The 17,651-nt window shown below is 63.5% G+C and carries 17 protein-coding genes; 13 read left to right on the top strand and 4 right to left on the bottom strand.

What is annotated here, in order from left to right; all coding sequences use genetic code 11:
- Nucleotides 1–1,125, top strand: a complete 1,125-nt coding sequence (locus AC0L2Y_RS20210) for a DUF2333 family protein (protein ID WP_473558969.1) — start codon at nucleotides 1–3, stop codon at nucleotides 1,123–1,125.
- 307 nt (nucleotides 1,126–1,432) lie between these two features.
- Nucleotides 1,433–3,112 carry a formate--tetrahydrofolate ligase gene (locus tag AC0L2Y_RS20205; protein ID WP_352466802.1) on the top strand — a complete coding sequence of 560 codons (1,680 nt, stop codon included), beginning with the start codon at nucleotides 1,433–1,435 and terminating at the stop codon, nucleotides 3,110–3,112.
- A gap of 77 nt (nucleotides 3,113–3,189) precedes the next feature.
- Here AC0L2Y_RS20205 and AC0L2Y_RS20200 read toward each other — a convergent pair whose 3' ends face one another.
- On the bottom strand, nucleotides 3,190–3,837 hold the full coding sequence (locus tag AC0L2Y_RS20200; RefSeq protein WP_473558967.1) for a cysteine hydrolase family protein: 648 nt from the start codon (nucleotides 3,835–3,837) through the stop codon (nucleotides 3,190–3,192).
- A gap of 128 nt (nucleotides 3,838–3,965) precedes the next feature.
- Here AC0L2Y_RS20200 and AC0L2Y_RS20195 point away from each other — a divergent pair, with 128 nt between their 5' ends.
- From AC0L2Y_RS20195 to AC0L2Y_RS20185, 3 genes are all read left to right on the top strand, one after another.
- Entirely contained in the window at nucleotides 3,966–4,958 is a 993-nt protein-coding gene (locus tag AC0L2Y_RS20195; RefSeq protein WP_473558965.1) for a helix-turn-helix domain-containing protein, read from the top strand.
- Nucleotides 4,959–5,053: 95 nt separating this feature from the next.
- The gene (parS, locus tag AC0L2Y_RS20190; protein ID WP_473558963.1) at nucleotides 5,054–5,539 is read left to right on the top strand and encodes a type II RES/Xre toxin-antitoxin system antitoxin; all 486 of its coding nucleotides are present in this window, start codon (nucleotides 5,054–5,056) and stop codon (nucleotides 5,537–5,539) included.
- Nucleotides 5,536–6,045 carry an RES family NAD+ phosphorylase gene (locus AC0L2Y_RS20185; protein WP_352488960.1) on the top strand — a complete coding sequence of 170 codons (510 nt, stop codon included), beginning with the start codon at nucleotides 5,536–5,538 and terminating at the stop codon, nucleotides 6,043–6,045. The genes parS and AC0L2Y_RS20185 overlap by 4 nt, the downstream gene beginning before the upstream one ends.
- A 56-nt stretch (nucleotides 6,046–6,101) precedes the next feature.
- Here the strand turns inward: AC0L2Y_RS20185 and AC0L2Y_RS20180 are convergent, their stop codons facing one another.
- Complete coding sequence (locus AC0L2Y_RS20180; RefSeq protein ID WP_473558961.1) at nucleotides 6,102–6,659, bottom strand: sugar O-acetyltransferase; 558 nt, start codon at nucleotides 6,657–6,659, stop codon at nucleotides 6,102–6,104.
- A 127-nt stretch (nucleotides 6,660–6,786) separates the two neighbouring features.
- Here AC0L2Y_RS20180 and AC0L2Y_RS20175 point away from each other — a divergent pair, with 127 nt between their 5' ends.
- From AC0L2Y_RS20175 to AC0L2Y_RS20165, 3 genes are all read left to right on the top strand, one after another.
- Nucleotides 6,787–7,248, top strand: a complete 462-nt coding sequence (locus AC0L2Y_RS20175; protein ID WP_352488957.1) for a DUF4126 domain-containing protein — start codon at nucleotides 6,787–6,789, stop codon at nucleotides 7,246–7,248.
- Complete coding sequence (locus AC0L2Y_RS20170) at nucleotides 7,245–8,621, top strand: FAD-containing oxidoreductase (RefSeq protein ID WP_352488956.1); 1,377 nt, start codon at nucleotides 7,245–7,247, stop codon at nucleotides 8,619–8,621. The genes AC0L2Y_RS20175 and AC0L2Y_RS20170 overlap by 4 nt, the downstream gene beginning before the upstream one ends.
- A gap of 101 nt (nucleotides 8,622–8,722) precedes the next feature.
- A complete protein-coding gene (locus AC0L2Y_RS20165; protein ID WP_473558959.1) occupies nucleotides 8,723–9,772 on the top strand; it encodes a M14 family metallopeptidase in 1,050 nt (349 codons plus the stop codon).
- Between the two features lie 13 nt (nucleotides 9,773–9,785).
- On the opposite strand, the gene AC0L2Y_RS20160 is transcribed toward AC0L2Y_RS20165, so the two are convergent.
- Nucleotides 9,786–10,556, bottom strand: a complete 771-nt coding sequence (locus AC0L2Y_RS20160; protein WP_473558957.1) for an isocitrate lyase/PEP mutase family protein — start codon at nucleotides 10,554–10,556, stop codon at nucleotides 9,786–9,788.
- Nucleotides 10,557–10,877: 321 nt separating this feature from the next.
- Between AC0L2Y_RS20160 and AC0L2Y_RS20155 the strand changes: the two genes are divergently transcribed.
- Both AC0L2Y_RS20155 and AC0L2Y_RS20150 read left to right on the top strand, forming a co-directional pair.
- Nucleotides 10,878–13,067: an anthranilate synthase gene (locus tag AC0L2Y_RS20155; protein WP_473558955.1), complete on the top strand. Its 2,190-nt coding sequence runs from the start codon at nucleotides 10,878–10,880 to the stop codon at nucleotides 13,065–13,067.
- 217 nt (nucleotides 13,068–13,284) lie between these two features.
- Nucleotides 13,285–14,214, top strand: coding sequence for a cation diffusion facilitator family transporter (locus AC0L2Y_RS20150; RefSeq protein ID WP_352488950.1), 930 nt, complete (start codon nucleotides 13,285–13,287; stop codon nucleotides 14,212–14,214).
- Between the two features lie 219 nt (nucleotides 14,215–14,433).
- Here AC0L2Y_RS20150 and AC0L2Y_RS20145 read toward each other — a convergent pair whose 3' ends face one another.
- On the bottom strand, nucleotides 14,434–15,534 hold the full coding sequence (locus tag AC0L2Y_RS20145; RefSeq protein WP_473558953.1) for a hypothetical protein: 1,101 nt from the start codon (nucleotides 15,532–15,534) through the stop codon (nucleotides 14,434–14,436).
- Between the two features lie 101 nt (nucleotides 15,535–15,635).
- On the opposite strand from AC0L2Y_RS20145, the gene AC0L2Y_RS20140 reads away from it, so the two are divergent.
- The 3 genes from AC0L2Y_RS20140 (at nucleotide 15,636) to AC0L2Y_RS20130 (ending at nucleotide 17,323) form a co-directional block, all read left to right on the top strand.
- On the top strand, nucleotides 15,636–16,094 hold the full coding sequence (locus AC0L2Y_RS20140) for a DsrE family protein (protein ID WP_473558951.1): 459 nt from the start codon (nucleotides 15,636–15,638) through the stop codon (nucleotides 16,092–16,094).
- A gap of 72 nt (nucleotides 16,095–16,166) precedes the next feature.
- A complete protein-coding gene (locus AC0L2Y_RS20135; protein WP_473558949.1) occupies nucleotides 16,167–16,964 on the top strand; it encodes an SDR family NAD(P)-dependent oxidoreductase in 798 nt (265 codons plus the stop codon).
- 50 nt (nucleotides 16,965–17,014) lie between these two features.
- Nucleotides 17,015–17,323, top strand: coding sequence for a putative quinol monooxygenase (locus AC0L2Y_RS20130; protein ID WP_352664581.1), 309 nt, complete (start codon nucleotides 17,015–17,017; stop codon nucleotides 17,321–17,323).
- Nucleotides 17,324–17,651: the final 328 nt, after the last annotated feature.

The following is a 17,651-nucleotide window of genomic DNA, read 5'->3' as shown; positions in this document are numbered from 1 at the left end:
ATGCTTGATCCGATCGTGAGTTTCTTCACCCGGATTTTCCAGTGGATTGGCCGCGGCATCGGCTTGGTCGTCGGTGCGATCCTGTGGCCGTTCCTGTGGGCGGGGCGCTGGTACACGCAACGCGGCTGGATACTGAAGGCGGTGCTCGGCCTGGCTGTGCTCGTGCTGATCGGCCTCTATATCAATTTCTTCTACGCCACCCAGTGGTGGAACAATTTCGACCCGAATTACGTCGACAAATACACGTTCGAAAAACGCAACAGCTCCGCCGGTGAACAGGTTTCCGCCGGCGCCGGCACCGACACGGCCAAGACCTGCGGAAATTCAGCCATTGCCCAGGTTGCGGCCGACCTGACCGACTTCAACGTCAACCAGAATGCCTGGGTGTCGTCGATGATCCTCTACAAGCTCGGCCTGTTCGGCATCGACTGGGACCACACGCCGTTCATGGACAACAAGGCTTCGTTCCAGCGCGGCATCAACCAGGCGGTGCGGCGCACGGCGACCGAGCTTGCCGATAATCTCGGCCGCGTCCGCACCACCTCGCAGATCGACGCCGACCTGCAGGACGCCCGCGGCAATCTGCAGTTCGATGAGGAAACCTGGTATTTCGGCTTGAATCCGTTCGGCCCCAAGACGCCGACGCCGAGCTACTATCGCGACGCGGTTCGCAAGCTGCGTTCCTTCAACGCCCGCCTCGCAGCCTGCCAGGCGACGTTCGATGCCCGCGCCGACAATCTCAAGCAGTATATCGACCGCATCTCGTCCGATATCGGCTCGACCTCGGCGATCCTCAAGGAGCGTGCCGAAAACCACAATAATGGCTGGTTCGACACCCGCGCCGACGACCGCTTCTGGTTCGCCTATGGCCAGCTCTATGCCTATTACGGGCTGATGAAAGGCGCACAGGCCGACTTCGAGGACGTCATCAAGGAAAAGCACCTGCAGAACCTGTGGGATACGATGGACGCGCAATTCGTCTCGGCGCTGCGCATCCAGCCCTTCATCATCGCCAATGGCCGCGAGGACGGCTGGCTGTTGCCGACACATCTGACGACGATGGGCTTTTACATACTCAGGGTGCGCTCGAACATGGTCGAGATCAGCAACGTGCTGACCCAGTAGCGGATCGTTCCGCACAGCCGGCGCTGGTGAATTTGCGCCGTTGCTTCTGTCGCTTTTCGCGTATTAGGCGGCTGTTTTGAGACGGCGGAACCGCGCCTGCTCTGGCTTCTATACGGCGCTGCAACCGGCGCAAAAAAGAACCTGTAGCAGAGCGGCCGGCGGCAGAGGTATTTTCTTCGCAGGAAACATAGTTGCATGAAAGTTGACGCCGCGGCAGCGACAGGGGTAGAACATGCTCGCGCCTGCAATGCCGGGCTGTTCTTGCGACCACACTAGTCAAATCCGTCCAATCCAGAGGGAAGCCGTCATGGCCGAAGTGAAGTCCGACATCGAGATCGCGCGCGGCGCCAGGAAGAAGCAGATCCAGGAGATCGGCCAAAAGATCGGCATTCCGAGCGAACATCTTCTGCCCTACGGCCACGACAAGGCGAAGATCTCGGCCGAGTTCATCAAGTCCGTGAAGGGCAACAAGGACGGCAAGCTGATCCTCGTCACCGCCATCAACCCGACACCGGCCGGCGAAGGCAAGACGACGACGACGGTGGGCTTGGGCGATGGCCTCAACCGCATCGGCAAGAAGGCCATCGTCTGCATCCGCGAGGCTTCGCTCGGACCGAATTTCGGCGTCAAGGGCGGTGCCGCCGGCGGCGGCTACGCGCAGGTCGTGCCGATGGAGGACATGAACCTCCACTTCACCGGCGATTTCCATGCCATCACCACCGCGCATAACTTGCTGTCGGCGCTGATCGACAACCACATCTATTGGGGCAACGAGCTCGGCATCGACACCCGCCGTGTCGTCTGGCGCCGCGTCATGGACATGAACGACCGGTCGCTGCGCGAGATCATCTGTTCGCTCGGCGGCGTCGCCAACGGTTTCCCGCGCGAGGCCGGTTTCGACATCACAGTCGCCTCGGAAGTCATGGCCATCCTGTGCCTGTCGACCGACCTGAAGGACCTGGAAAAGCGCCTCGGCGACATCATCGTCGCCTATCGCCGCGACAAGTCGGCCGTCTATGCCCGCGACCTCAAGGCCGACGGCGCGATGGCCGTACTCTTGAAGGACGCCATGCAGCCCAATCTCGTGCAGACGCTGGAGAACAACCCGGCTTTCGTCCATGGCGGCCCCTTCGCCAACATCGCACATGGCTGCAACTCCGTCGTTGCCACCACGACGGCGCTGAAGCTTGCCGATTACGTCGTCACCGAAGCCGGTTTCGGCGCCGATCTCGGTGCCGAAAAGTTCTTCGACATCAAATGCCGCAAGGCCGGCCTTAGGCCGGCAGCGGCGGTCATCGTCGCCACGGTTCGCGCCATGAAGATGAATGGCGGCGTCAAGAAGGAGGACCTAGGCAAGGAGAACGTCGAGGCGGTCAAGAAGGGCTGCGCCAATCTCGGCCGCCATATCGAGAACATCCGCCAGTTCGGTGTGCCGGCTGTGGTCGCCATCAACCACTTCTACTCCGACACCGAGGCCGAGATCCAGGCGATGAAGGACTATGTCGCCTCGATGGGCGAAGAGGCGATCCTGTGCAAGCACTGGGCTCAGGGATCGGCCGGCATCGAGGAACTGGCCAAAAGAGTCGTGGCATTGGCCGAATCCGGCGCGTCGCAATTTGCCCCGCTCTATCCCGACGCCATGCCGCTGTTCGAGAAGATCAACACCATCGTCCAGCGCATCTATCGCGGTTCCGAAGCGATCGCCGACAAATCGGTGCGCGACCAGCTCCACGCCTGGGAGCACGCCGGCTACGGTCATTTGCCGGTCTGCATGGCCAAGACGCAATATTCCTTCTCCACCGATCCGAATCTGCGCGGCGCGCCGACGGGCCACACCGTGCCGGTGCGCGAGGTCAGGCTGTCTGCCGGCGCCGGCTTCGTCGTCATCATCTGCGGCGAGGTGATGACAATGCCCGGCCTGCCCAAAGCGCCATCTTCGGAAAAGATCTTCCTGAACGAAATGGGCCAGATCGAAGGCCTGTTCTAGGGATAATCAACGCTCGAACGGCAAAGGGCGCCGCAACGCTGCGGCGCCCTTTTTGCGTCTTCGCGATGATCTCGTCCCTATGCCGCGCTTCGCGCCAGCGCGCGCTGGTTGGAGGCATAGGGTGTGTCGTGCTGGGGAACCACGCCGGTTTTCAGGCAATCGATCCACTCGGCGGTCTTGAGAACCGCCGCGAAGCGCGACTGCAGGACGATCGTCACGACGCGATGGATTTCCTCCCCCGAAGCGTACCCGGCGCTGTTGGCGTAGGGCAATGACCCGGTTGCGTCCGACAGGAACTCCACCTCAAAGCCCATATGCACGGCGTGGACGACCGTCGACAGGTCGCAATTATGCGTCATGTAGCCAATGACCGTGATCGTCTCGATCGAGTTGTCGCGCAGCCACTCCTCGAGGTCTGTGCCGGTGAAGGCGCTGGGAAGGTTCTTTTCGATGTAGTGGTCGCGGTTTCGCCTGGCGATTTCCGGGTGCAACTCGGCGCCATGGCTGCCCTTGGCGAAGACCGGTGAGGTTTCCGGCGCCAACTGTTTGATGACCACCACCTTGACGCCTGCCTCGGTGGCCGCGTCCATCGCTCGCGCTACATTGACGACGCTGTCGCGGAAGGGCGGATGCTGGATGGCGAGGTTGCCGCCGTCATAGTCGTTCTGAACATCGATAACGATGAGGGCGCGGCGTGGAGCTTTGCCTTTGGCTGGTTGCGACATGGGGTTTTCCTTTCCCGTTGGACATTTATGGGTGGATGATAAGTTCGGCATGGAATTGCAAAAAGTGTCCCAATTGACATTATTCGAAAGAATTGGGACAATTGCTTGTTACCCCTGTTGGTGCTTCCATGACCGATCCTGCCGTTGCCGCCATCGCCTTCGATGGCATCAGCCCGTTTCATCTCTCCGTGCCGTGTCTCGTGTTCGGCGCGGATCGCACGACGCTCGGCCTGCCGCGCTTCGACTTCCGGGTCTGCGCGATTGAGGACGGGCCGATCCGCACCGATGCCGGGCTGACCATCAGCGTCCCGCACGGGCTTTCCGCGCTCGATGACGCCGACATCGTCATCGTGCCAAGCTGGAAGGATCTCGGGAGCTCACCTCCAGCGGCATTGATCGACGCGTTGCTTGGCGCGCATCGGCGCGGCGCGCTGATCGTCGGACTGTGCCTGGGAACGTTCGCTGTCGCGGCGACCGGACTGCTTTCGGGGCGGCGAGCGGCGACGCACTGGGCCTACGCGGATCAGCTGCAGGAACTCTATCCCGACATTCTCGTCGAACCGGAAGTGCTCTACATCGACAATGGCGACGTCGTGACATCCGCCGGCGTCGCCGCCGGGCTCGACTGCTGCCTGCACGTCGTACGGGCTCGTTACGGTGCAGAGGCGGCACTTCGCCTTGCCCGGCAGATCGTGCTCTCTCCGCACAGGCAGGGCGGGCAGGCGCAATTCATCGAACGTCCCATCGCCAGGACGGGCAATGCGGACCGCTTTACCCAAGCTCTCGAAACGGTGCGCAAAACCCTGGGTGAGCCGCACAGTCTGGACAGCGTTGCCGGTCACGCCGGCCTCACCCGCCGGACGTTCACGCGCCGTTTCCAGAAAACGATCGGCACCAGTTTCGGTGACTGGCTGACCGACCAGCGCGTCCAGCTGGCGCAGCGGCTGCTGGAAGCAACTGAAAAATCGATGGACACGGTTGCCTTCGAGGCCGGCTTCGGCAGCGCCACCTCGCTGCGCCAGCATTTCGCGGCGCGCCTCAGAACTTCGCCGGCGCAGTACCGGCGCGAATTCTCGAGGAGTGTCGATCTGGATAGGTTTTCAATGCACTCGCCGAAGTGAAACCTGCGGCGATCCGCATGCTGTCTTTCTCGCTCGTTGAAAGAGGTTGCGTCATGTGTCATATATTAAGCGACAGATGACATAGGGAGCAAGCCATGGCAATGGCATTTGAGAAGACCGCAACAAAGGCAGGCAGCAATGAACTGCAGAAGGTGGCCAGATTGCTCGGCGGCAGCCGCGTTCTGGCAAGGCGCCTCAGCAGCGCTTTGGATGCCCACGAGCTGCTTCTGCACGGCCTGCCGGCTTCAGCGCTGGACCATCTTATCGGGCAACTCGTCTTCATCCAGAAGACCGATTCGCTGGAGAAGGCCGTCGGCATGAGCCTGCGCACCTATCAGCGCCGCAAGGATGCTCCTTCCAAGCCTCTCAGTCAGGACCAGAGCGGACGAACCTGGAAGTTCGCGGAGATCCTGTCGAAAGCTACCGACGTGTTCGGTTCGCAGGCGGAAGCAGAGCAATGGCTGGAGCGCCCGGCGATCGGGCTCGACCAGCGTCGTCCAATCGACCTTCTGGCAACGCCGGCGGGGATCGAGCTTGTAGAAGATTATCTCGAACGGCTTGAATATGGCGTTTATGCATGACGCCGCTGCCGGCGGCGCTGGGTGGCTCCGAGCTTATCGGATGGCGCCTCGATCAAGCCGTGTTTGCGCCTACATGGGATAGTGGCGAGGGCGCATACAGGGTGGGCGGACGCTGGAACAGCAAGGGCGTGCGCGCCGTCTACTGCTCGATCGATCCGTCGACCGCGATCCTCGAAGTTGCGGTCCATAAGGGCTTCAGGGCGCTCGACACGATTGCGCATGTCATGACGGCAGCAATCGTCAGCGATGTCGCGGATGTGCATATTGTCGACCCCGCCACCGTGCCCAACCCCAATTGGTTGCGCCCGGGCATTCCGAGCTCCGGGCAACAGGCGTTTGGCGACGATCTTCTGCAACGGCACCGGTTCGTGGTGATTCCGAGCGCCGTATCGCAGCACAGCTGGAACCTGATCTTCGACGCGAGCCTCGCCAGAGGGGCATACGCCATGAAGACCCAGGAGGCGTTTGCGCTCGACACACGGTTGCATCCACCTCCGGCCAAGTGAACACAGCCGCCATGTCCATCAAAACGAGGACATGACCGGCGACAGAAGCGCGGTGCTCAGCCGTTCCTGATTATCCGTGCCGGATTGCCGACAACCGTGGTGTTCGCCGCCACGTCGCGCGTCACCACGGCACCGGCGCCGACGATAGCGCCATCGCCGATCCTGACCCCGCCGAGGATGATGGCACTTCCGCCGATCCAGGCATTGTCGCCGATCTCGACCGGCCTGGCCATCTCCAGCCCTGCCCGTCGTCCGGCGGCCTCCTTGTGGTGCTCGGCGCAATAGATCTGCACATTGGGGCCGAGCAGCGTTCCCTTGCCGATGCGCACTGGCGCCGTATCGAGAATGGTGCAGCCGGCATTGAGGAAGACGCGGTCGCCGAGAAAGATGTTGAAGCCATAGGCGCAGTGGAACGGCGCTTCGATCCGGGCGCCCTCGCCCGCAGCGCCGAGCAGCGCCCGCAATCCAGGCCCGATATCGCCACGCTGCCGGGGTGGCAGGCTGTTGTGCTCGAACATCGCGTCGCGCGCCGTGATGCGCAGCGCCTCCAGTTCCGGATCGAGGCAGCAATACCACTCGCCCGCCGCCATTTTCGTGCGTTCGCTCCCCGTCATGGCCGCAACTCCAGTTTCAACTTTGCCAAAGCAGCACCGGCGGCGACACCACCTCTGGTCAAATACCCGACCTATGGTAGCTTGCCTTCTCGGACCTGTCCCAAGCCGGCCATCGAGGGGATCGATCATGCTGTACATTCTTGCACTCCTGATCGGCATCGTTGCCGGGCTTCGCGCTATGACCGCGCCCGCAGCGGTCGCCTGGGGCGCCTGGCTTGGCTGGCTGCCGGTCGCCGGCACCTGGGCGAGCTTCATGGGCCACTGGATCGCCGTCGGCATCTTCACCATCCTGGCCATCGCCGAGCTGGTCACCGACCAGCTGCCATCGACGCCGAGCCGCAAGGTGCCGCAGCAATTCGGCACGCGCATCGTCCTGGGCGCTTTCACCGGCGCGGTGATCGGCGCCACCGGTGGCGCCATCATCGGCGGCCTGATCGCCGGCGCCATCGGCGCGGTGATCGGCACGCTGGGCGGCGCCGAGGCGCGCAAACGCCTGGCCACCGCCTTCGGCAAGGACCCGCCCGCCGCCTTCATCGAGGACGCGGTGGCGATCGTCGGCGGGCTTCTGATCGTGGCGGCAGTGGCATGACGGCAAAGGCATTCGACGCCATCATCGTCGGTGCCGGGCAGGCCGGCCCACCGCTCGCCGGCCGGCTGAATGCGGCCGGCATGAGCGTGGCGCTGATCGAGCGAAAGCTGGTCGGCGGCACTTGCGTCAACACCGGCTGCACGCCGACCAAAACGATGGTAGCAAGCGCCTATGCCGCGCATCTCGCCCGCTCCGCAGCGGATTACGGGGTGACGCTCTCCGGTCCCGTCGGCGTCAACTACAAGGCGATCAAGGCGCGCAAGGACAAGGTCTCCAACGACGCACGCGGCAATCTCGAAGACTGGATTGCCGGCATGGACAAATGCACGCTCTATCGCGGCCATGCGCGTTTCGTGAGCGCCAATGCGGTGCGCGTCGGCGACGATCTGCTGAGCGCCGAAAGGATATTCCTCAACACCGGTGGCCGCGCCTCGGTGCCCGACCTGCCCGGTGTCAACGACGTATCCTACCTCACCAACTCGTCGATGATGGATCTCGACGTGCTGCCGCGCCATCTCATCGTTGTCGGCGGCAGCTATGTCTCGCTCGAATTCGCGCAGATGTTCCGTCGCTTCGGTTCCGAAGTCACAGTCATCGAAAAAAGCCCGCGCCTGATCGGCCGCGAGGACGAGGATGTCTCGGGCGCCATTTTGTCGATCCTCGAAAACGAAGCCATTGCCGTCCATCTCGGCGCTGACGACATCCGCTTCGCCAGGCGAGGCAACGAAATCGCCGTGACGTTCTCGCCAGGCAAGGCAGCTGCGGTCGGCTCGCATGTGCTGCTGGCGCTCGGCCGCACGCCAAACACCGATGATCTCGGCCTCGACAAAGCCGGCGTCGAGGTCGACAAACGCGGCTTCATCGTCGTCGACGACCAGTTGCGCACCAGCGTGCCCGGCATCTGGGCGATGGGCGACTGCAACGGCAAGGGCGCCTTCACCCACACCTCCTACAACGACTACGAGATCGTCGCCGCCAACCTGCTCGACAACGATCCGCGCAAGGTCAGCGACCGCATCGAGGCCTACGCGCTCTATATCGACCCACCACTCGGCCGCTGCGGCATGACCGAAGCCGCGGTTAGGAAATCCGGCCGCCGCGCCCTGGTCGGCCAGCGGCCAATGACCCGTGTCAGCCGTGCCGTCGAAAAAGGTGAGACGCAAGGTTTCATGAAGATCCTGGTCGATGCCGACACCAGGGAGATCCTCGGCTGTTCGGTGCTCGGCCCGGGCGGCGACGAAGCGGTGCACTGCGTGCTCGACCTGATGTATGCCAAGGCGCCGGTCAGCACGCTGGCGCGCGCCGTGCACATCCACCCGAACGTCTCGGAGCTTCTGCCGACCATCGCCCAGGAACTCAAGCCGCTGGTGTGAGCGCAGGGTAGAATCGTGCGCCCATAGCAGCGCCGGCTGGACCAATCGACAGCCCAGGGGCAAAAGGGCATGTGTTCCGCCTCTTCTCCCGGAGGCATCCCATGCAGAAATCCATCGAACGCATCGCCGGCGACAGCGAAGGCGTTTCCTACGAATTCCCCGTCTTCCGCTTCACCGGAACGGACCAGACGGCGCCTTCCGCCTATCTGCAGGCGGCACTTCATGCCGGCGAATTGCCGGGCGTCGTTGCCCTCGACGCGCTGATGCCGATGCTTGGCAAGGCGGAAGCCGAAGGCCGCATCACCGGCAACATGACCATCGTGCCCTGGGCCAATCCGATCGGCCGGGCGCAATATCTCTACGGCGACCATCAGGGCCGCTTCCATCTGGGCACGCGCACCAATTTCAACCGTGGCTTTCCGCGGCTCGCCGCGCCCGACCTCTCGCTCCTGCCGGCGCACGGCACGGTCGACCAGCGGCTGAAGACGCGGCTGCTGCAGCTCTCCATCGGCCACGACATCGTGCTCGACCTGCATTGCGACGATGAAGGCCTCGCCTATCTCTACGTCCACACCAGCCTGTGGCCGGCGATGGCGGACTGTGCGGCGGCCATGGGCGTCGACGCGGTGATGCTGTGGGACGAAGATCCCGACGGCACCTTCGAAGGCGCCTCGATCATGCCATACCAGAACGTTCCCGCCGGCGTGGCGCGCCTGGATCGACGCGTCGCCACCACCGTCGAATATCGCGGCATACTCGATGTCGACGGCGCCCTGGCCGGCGCCGATGCCGAAGGGCTCTACCGGCTGCTGGTGGCGCGCGGCGTCATCCGGGATCAGGCGCTGCCCGCGCCTGGCAGCTTCGTTGGGCTCGTCGCACCTATCGAAAACATCGAGATGATGCCGGCGCCCCACTCGGGCGCGATCCTCTTCGACGTGAAGCCGGGCGACCGCGTCACCAAGGGTGCGCGCCTTGCCACCATCGTCCACGCGCCCGGCGAGCCCGACGGCCGCACGGAAGTGTTGGCGCCGCAGGCGGGCCTCATCCTGACACGGCGTTCCCGGCGCATCATCCGCGCCGGCGAAGACCTCTTGAAGCTGGTCGGCGACAGGACGAGCGCCGATGCAAGGTCGGGGACGCTGGAGGACTGACGCACCCGCCAGGCTAGCCCGAAATCGCCTGTCGTGCCTTGGCCTCCAGCCATTCGGCCATCTGCCGGTACGGCACCGGACCATGGCTCACGCGGGCGACGCCGAGTTCGGCAAGCCTCTGGCGCGGCGGCACATGCGCCAGGGCAATGATGTTGACCGGCAATGCCGTTGCCTCGCAGAGCGCCTCGATCAGGCCTTCATCGGCAAGCCCCGGCGCAAAGAAGCCATGCGCTCCGGCCCTTTCGTAGGCGTGCGCCCGCTCGATCGCCTGATCGAGAAGAGCCCTGTCGTGCGCATTCGGTTTAGCCTTCAGGAAAATGTCGGTTCGGGTGTTAATGAAGGCCGGAATACCCGACGCCTTCACCGCCGCTGCGGCGGCTTCGATCCGCCTCACCTGTTTGGCGATGTCGTGCAGCCCACTGCCGCCGACAATCTGATCCTCGAAATTAAAGCCGACGGCCCCAGCCTGCACGGCGAGCGCCACGCTGCGGGCGACAACCTCCGGAGCGACCCCGTAACCCCCCTCGAGGTCCATGGTTACCGGCACATCCACCGCCGCAACGATGCGTTTGATGTTTTCGAGCGCGAGTTCCAACGGGATCTTCTCGCCATCGGCGAATCCGAAAGCAGCCGCGACCGGCCAGCTTCCGGTGGCGATGGCCCTGGCCCCTGCTTTCTCGATGATCTTGGCGGAGCCTGGATCCCAGGCATTGTAGAGGACAATCGGGTTTCCCTTGACATGGAGGGAATGGAACGTCCGTGCGCGGTCGATCTGCTCGGTCATTTGATATCTTCCCGTCTTCTTGCTGTGTGATGCAGAGTCTAGGCAGGACTGCCGGTCTTGGCCATGTGCCATGGGTTGCGAAAGCGGCAGCCACCCCACAGACTTTCAAACCTGTTGCGCATACCGCTTTTCGCGGCTATGGATTTCGCCATGAATATGCGTTCGATCAAGACCATTTGGTGGTGGGCTCGCTGACAGCGGCCTGTTCGAACGCGTTCGCGTGACAATAGAGGGTGGCCGCAGCGGAATGTCCGGGCGGCCATTTGTTTTTTTCAAGCCATTCCCGGGTCCGTTGCCCCAAAGACGCTGATGGAGACGGCAATGACGACGAAAATTCTGGAGAATGGCGCCGAGCGCTTCGTCACCGCGGGTGGCGTGGCGATTACCCGCCAGCGCCATGACCGGCCATATGAAGGGGCGATCGACGGCTATGTCGATGGCCTGAATTCGCGCCGCGGCGCCGTGTTTTCCTCGAATTACGAATATCCCGGCCGCTATACCCGCTGGGACACCGCCATCATCGATCCGCCCGTGGCGATCTCGGCACGCGGCCGCGCCATGCGCATCGAGGCGCTGAACCGCCGCGGCGAGGTGCTTTTGCCGGTGATCGGCACGGTGCTTGCCGGCCTTGACGACGTAACGATCGCCGAGACGTCCAACAAACTCATCCGCCTCGAGGTCGCCAAGCCCGGTCGTATCTTTACCGAAGAGGAACGCAGCCGCGTTCCCTCCGTCTTCACCGTGCTGCGCGCCATCACGGCTTTGTTCAAGACCGAGGAGGACGCCAATCTCGGCCTCTATGGCGCCTTCGGCTACGACCTCGCCTTCCAGTTCGATCCGGTCGACTACAAGCTCGAGCGCAAGCCAAGCCAGCGCGATCTCGTGCTGTTCCTGCCCGACGAAATCCTCGTCGTCGACCATTATTCGACCAAGGCCTGGACCGACCGCTACGACTATTCCGGCGATGGCTTCTCGACCGAAGGCCTGCCGCGCGACGAAGTCGTCGAGCCGTTCAGGACCGCAGACCGCATCCCGCCGCGCGGTGACCACGAGCCGGGCGAATATGCCAAGCTGGTGCGCAAGGCGATGAAGAGCTTCGAGCGCGGCGACTTGTTCGAAGTGGTGCCGGGGCAGATGTTCTACGAACGCTGCGAAACCCAGCCCTCCGAAATTTCCCGCAAGCTGAAGAGCATCAACCCTTCGCCCTATTCCTTCTTCATCAATCTCGGCGAGGGCGAATATCTGATCGGCGCTTCACCGGAAATGTTCGTGCGCGTCAACGGCCGCCGCGTCGAGACCTGCCCGATCTCCGGTACCATCAAGCGCGGCGACGACGCCATTTCCGACAGCGAGCAGATCTTGAAGCTGCTCAATTCGAAGAAGGACGAATCCGAACTCACCATGTGCTCGGACGTCGACCGCAACGACAAATCGAGGGTCTGCGAGCCGGGCTCGGTGCGCGTCATCGGCCGCCGCCAGATCGAGATGTATTCGCGCCTGATCCACACCGTCGACCACATCGAGGGACGGCTGCGCGAAGGCATGGACGCTTTCGACGCCTTCTTGTCGCATGCCTGGGCGGTCACCGTTACCGGCGCGCCGAAATTATGGGCCATGCGCTTCATCGAGCAGAACGAGAAGAGCCCGCGCGCCTGGTATGGCGGGGCGATCGGCATGGTCAACTTCAACGGTGACATGAACACCGGCCTGACGCTTCGCACCATCCGCATCAAGGACGGCATCGCCGAGGTGCGCGCCGGCGCCACCCTGCTCTTCGACAGCATCCCCGAGGAAGAAGAAGCCGAAACCGAATTGAAGGCATCCGCCATGCTCTCCGCCATCCGCGACGCCAAATTAGGCAATGCCGCCAGCACCGAACGCAGTACCGCGCGTGTCGGCGACGGCGTCAACATCCTGCTCGTCGATCACGAGGACAGTTTCGTCCATACGCTCGCCAACTATTTCCGCCAGACCGGCGCCAATGTCTCGACGGTGCGCACACCGGTGCCGGACGAGATCTTCGACCGGCTGAAGCCCAACCTGGTCGTGCTGTCGCCCGGCCCCGGCACGCCCAAGGACTTCGACTGCGCCGCCACCATCAAGCGGGCCCGTGCGCGCGACCTGCCGATCTTCGGCGTCTGCCTCGGGCTGCAGGCGCTGGCCGAGGCCTATGGCGGCGAGCTGCGCCAACTGCACATCCCCATGCATGGCAAGCCGTCGCGCATTCGCGTGTCGAAGCCGGGCATCATCTTCTCGGGCCTGCCCAAGGAGGTGACGGTCGGCCGTTACCATTCGATCTTCGCCGATCCAGTGCGGCTGCCCGATGGTTTTGTCGTCACCGCCGAGACCGAAGACGGCATCATCATGGCCTTCGAGCACCGCAAGGAGCCGATCGCTGCGGTGCAGTTCCACCCGGAATCGATCATGACGCTCGGCCACAATGCCGGCATGCGCATCATCGAGAACATTGTCGCGCACCTGCCGCGCAAGGCCAAGGAAAAGGCCGCTTAGGGCCAGGAGTTTTCGTGTTGAGGTTTGCGCTCTACGTCGCCCCCCTCTGTCCTGCCGGACATCTCCCCCACTTGGGGGGAGATTGTCTCTCATTTCGGTTTTCGCCAATCTCAAACATTGTAGATCCAGCGACGTCGTCCATGATGGCCGATCTCCCCCCTCGTGGGGGAGATGTCCGGCAGGACAGAGGGAGGCGCGAAGGAACGCGGCCTCCTCAATGACCACCGCCGAAATCAAAACCGCCGCCAGGCAGAAGGTCGCCAGCCTCGCCTTCTGGTCGATCATTGTCGCCTTCGTCGTGCTCGGCCTGAAGCTGGCCGCCTGGTACATCACCGGCTCGGTTGCGCTTTATTCGGACGCGCTGGAATCGATCGTCAACGTCATTGCCTCGGCCGCCGCATATTGGGCGATCCGGGTCAGTTACAAGCCGGCCGATCAGGACCATCCGTTCGGCCACCACAAGGCCGAGTATTTCTCGGCCGTCCTCGAAGGCGTGCTGATCGTGCTTGCCGCCCTGCTGATCCTCAACGAGGTCTGGTGGTCGTGGCAGCATCCGGCCCCGCTCGAACAGCCATGGACCGGCCTTGCCGTCAACGGCGTCGCAACCGTCATCAACGCCGTCTGGGCCTTGACGCTGATCCGCACCGGACGGAGTGAAAAATCGCCGGCTCTCGTCGCCGACGGCAGGCACATCATGACCGACGTGGCGACCTCGGTCGGTGTGTTCATCGGCCTGGTCGGCGCCGTGCTGACCGGCTGGCAGGTTCTCGATCCGGCTCTTGCCGTGATCGTGGCGCTGAACATTCTGTGGCAGGGCTGGCACGTCATCGGCTCGTCTATGAACGGGCTGATGGATCGCGCCGTCGACACACAGGAACATATCCGCATCCGCGACATCATCTCGGCCAATTGCAAGGGCGCACTCGAGGTCCACGACCTGAAGACCCGCATCGCCGGCCGCGCCACCTTCATCGAGTTCCATCTAGTCGTCGACGCCGACATGTCGGTCGGCGCCAGCCACGTCATTTGCGACCGCATCGAGGACGCACTGCAGGCAGAGATCCCTTCCGTCCGCGTCATCATCCATGTCGAGCCCGACGACGAGGCGAAACTGCCCAAGGGCACGACGGCCGTGCCGTTCGCGTGAGGCGGCGCGGAGAAAAATCGCTCAGTGGTGATCCTTCGCGCCCCCCTCTGTCCTGCCGGACATCTCCCCCACAAGTGGGGAGATTGGCAGCTTCAGCGCGCCGCTCACTCCTGCGACGATGGGTGATTGGCGAAAGCGGCAGTGACGGCCGATCTCCCCCCAAGTGGGGGAGATGTCCGGCAGGACAGAGGGGGCGCTGTCCCTCCAGCATTGCGGTTGCTATAGCCCGCAGGCAGCCTGCGGCATCGGCTCCAGCCGGTAGACCTTGTCGTCGGACATTGTGTCGCCTTCCGCCGCCTTCGAGCACAGATCGACGATCGGCAGGCCGCTGTTCGGGTTGGCCAGCATCATCGTGCCGTTGGCGCCGCGGCGAAGGAAGACCTCCTTTTGCGCGATATCGCAGGCGGCAGCACCCGTCTTCGCGCTCGCCGCGCAGCGCCACTGGTCGCCCTCGCCCTGGCAGTTGTAGACCTGCGTGACCTTGGCCGATTTCTCCCGCGTGGTAACCGAAACGGCGATATCGGCGCCGCTTGGCCAATTGGCCGGATCGCCCTCCTTGGCAAAGGACGCCAGCTCGACCGGTCCGCGGAACACCCTGATCGACTGGGTCAGCTGATCGGGATGCGAGCCGAGATGCGCGGCGTCGTAGTCGCGTCCGTAGCAGAAGGCCTGGTCCGGCTTCAGCCGCTCGCGCAATGGCTGGCCAAGGGCCGGGTCGATCGGGTCGATGCGCGCGAACTCGGCCTTGCAGGTGGCGGCCGGCATCGGGTCGAGCCTGAAGCCGTCGTCGTCCTTGCCCAGCGCCTGCCGTTCGTACTCCGCCTCGCCGAGCTCGTCTTCCGATCCGGCGTCGAGATAGAGGTCGGGCTGCACGTCCGAGACGATCAGCCGGCCTTTGTCGTCGACCTTCAGCGAAGCCATGGTGCGATCGCAGTCCATGCCGCAGCGGATCGGGCCGGTCTTGCCGTCCTCCGACTCGTGACTGCACCAGCCGCCGAGCCATTCCGGCGCCTTGGCGCCGCGTACCGTCGTCGCCATGAAGCCATTGTAGGAGGAATCGATGCCGGTGCTTGGCTCCTCGTTTGGCCGGCTGACCGGATCGCGGCCGTAATAGAAGAAGATGCGCGCCACCTTCTGCTGCGGATGCGACTTGAGATGCGCGGCGTCGTAGACGCGGCCGAAGCAGGCGTCCTTGCCGTCGGGGCTGAACTCGGTGAGTTTGAGCGTGTCATCGGCGAAAGCAGTGCCGGCGACGGCGGCAAGCAAGGCAACCCCAACTCCGGCGCCCACAAAGGTCCCCATTATGGTCCTCGACGTCATGCTACCCCTCCATTGCCCCGACAAGACGTGGTGTCAATTTATGCTAGGATCGAGGCCGAGGCCACGCAATTTGCGCGGGCCGGCAAATGGGAGATGAAGCCATGCGACGCCGCGATATTTTCCGCGTCGGTCTTGCCGGGGCCGCCGGGCTTTTCGGGCTGCGCCCCACCAAGGCTGCAGCTAGTGAAGTCAAACCGGCGGCTGCCGAAGAGGAAAGGCAAAAGGTCGCCTATCACCTCAGCGACCTCGACAAGGTCAATTTCGTGCTCGGCAACATCAAGAACCACTTCGAAGGCACCGACGGCAAGGTCGACATCGCGCTTGTCGTGCACGGCCCAGCACTTGCCGCCTTCAAGTCGAAGGGCATATCGGCCGCCATTTCCGGGCGGTTCGCCGGCCTTGTCCAGGATGGGCTCAGCCCGCACGCTTGCGCCAACACCATGCACGGCATGGATATCGGCCTGGCCGACCTGATCGACGGCTTCCATGCAGCCGACCGGGGTGGCGTCGTCAAGCTCGCCGAATTGCAACGCCAGGGCTTCGCCTATCTCAGGCCATAGGCTTTTACGGACTTGAACGCGAGGACTGCGAGGGCCTACGAAGAGCAGGCAGAGTCCTCCGGAGGAACAGACGTGCCAACCACCACCACCCTTGTCAGCCCCTCTCTGGTCATCCCCGACCTTGCCGGAAAGGCGGTCCTGGTCACCGGCGCCTCGACCGGCATCGGCGCGGCGCTTGCACTTGCCTATGCCGCGCAGAAATGCCGCGTCGCGCTGCATTACAATTCGAGCCGCGCGGCTGCCGAAAACCTGGCCGCGACGATTCGCAACGGCGGCGGCGAGGTATTCCCAGTCCAGGGCGATTTCTCGATCCCTGCCGATGTCGAGCGCGTCGTCGAGGACAGTGCGAAACATTTCGGTCGGCTCGACGGCCTCGTCAACAATGCCGGCGGCATGCTCGGCCGCGTGCCCTATGCCGAGCAGACCGAGGCGCACTACGACGCGGTGATGGACCTCAACGCGCGTTCCGTGCTGACAGCTTCGCGCAAGGCGATCCCATGGCTGAAGCGGCAGGGTGGCTTCATCGTCAACACCTCCTCGATCGCCGCGCGCAACGGAGCCGGTGGCGGCGCCGGCCTTTACGGCTCGGCCAAGGCCTTCGTCTCCAACATCACGCGCGGCATGGCCAAGGAGCTGATCGGTTTCAACATCCGCGTCAACGCGGTAGCGCCCGGCACGATCGCGACGCCTTTCCACGAGCGCTACTCGACCGACGACCAGATGAGAGGCATGATCGCCACCATCCCGCAGGGCCGCGCCGGCACCGCCGAGGACTGCGTCGGCGCCTATCTATTCCTCTCCTCCGATCTGCTGAGCGGCTACATCATCGGCCAGGTGATCGAGGTCAATGGCGGCCAGTTGATGCCGTAGGCGACGAACTGCATACTCCTGGTTGCGTCATCTCAACGGAGCAAAAGCGAATGTACGGACTGATCGGCAAGATGCGGGCGATGCGCGGCCAGCGTGACGCAATGATGGATATCCTGCTCGCCAGCACCGGCGCCATGCCCGGCTGCCTGAACTACATCATCGCCACCGACCCGGCCGATGCCGACGCGATCTGGGTGACCGAGGTGTGGACCGACGCCGAAAGCCACAAGGCTTCGCTGCAGCTGCCCGAGGTCCAGGCGGCAATCGCCAAGGCACGGCCGATCATTGCCGGCTTCGAGTTTCAGGTGGAAACGCATCCTGTTGGCGGGTTCGGGTTACCGGAGAGCAAGGTGAGCTGAGGATGAGGATAGGGGATCCGGTTTCGCTCGCGATTAGCCGAGTTGCCACCGCGCCTTCGTCATCCCAGGGCGGAGCAGGAGCGAAGCGACGTCGCGCAGACCCTGGGATCCATGCCGTTACATCAGCCGAAGAATGCAGCGGTTCAGAATGGCGCTTGCATCCGCAGCGGTGCCTACTCGGTTGGTAAAGGACGTGCTGTCGGTGCCAAGAAGCACTCGATTCTGATCCGCTTTCGCGTGCCACAGTTGTCACGGCATGATGGGGTGGACGGCCCCCGAAGCGGCATCGATGTGCCAGATTGAGGTCGTATAGAACTTCAATCGAAGG

The organism is Mesorhizobium sp. WSM4830, assembly GCF_055811495.1.
This window is presented reverse-complemented; position numbering and strand designations above follow the sequence as displayed.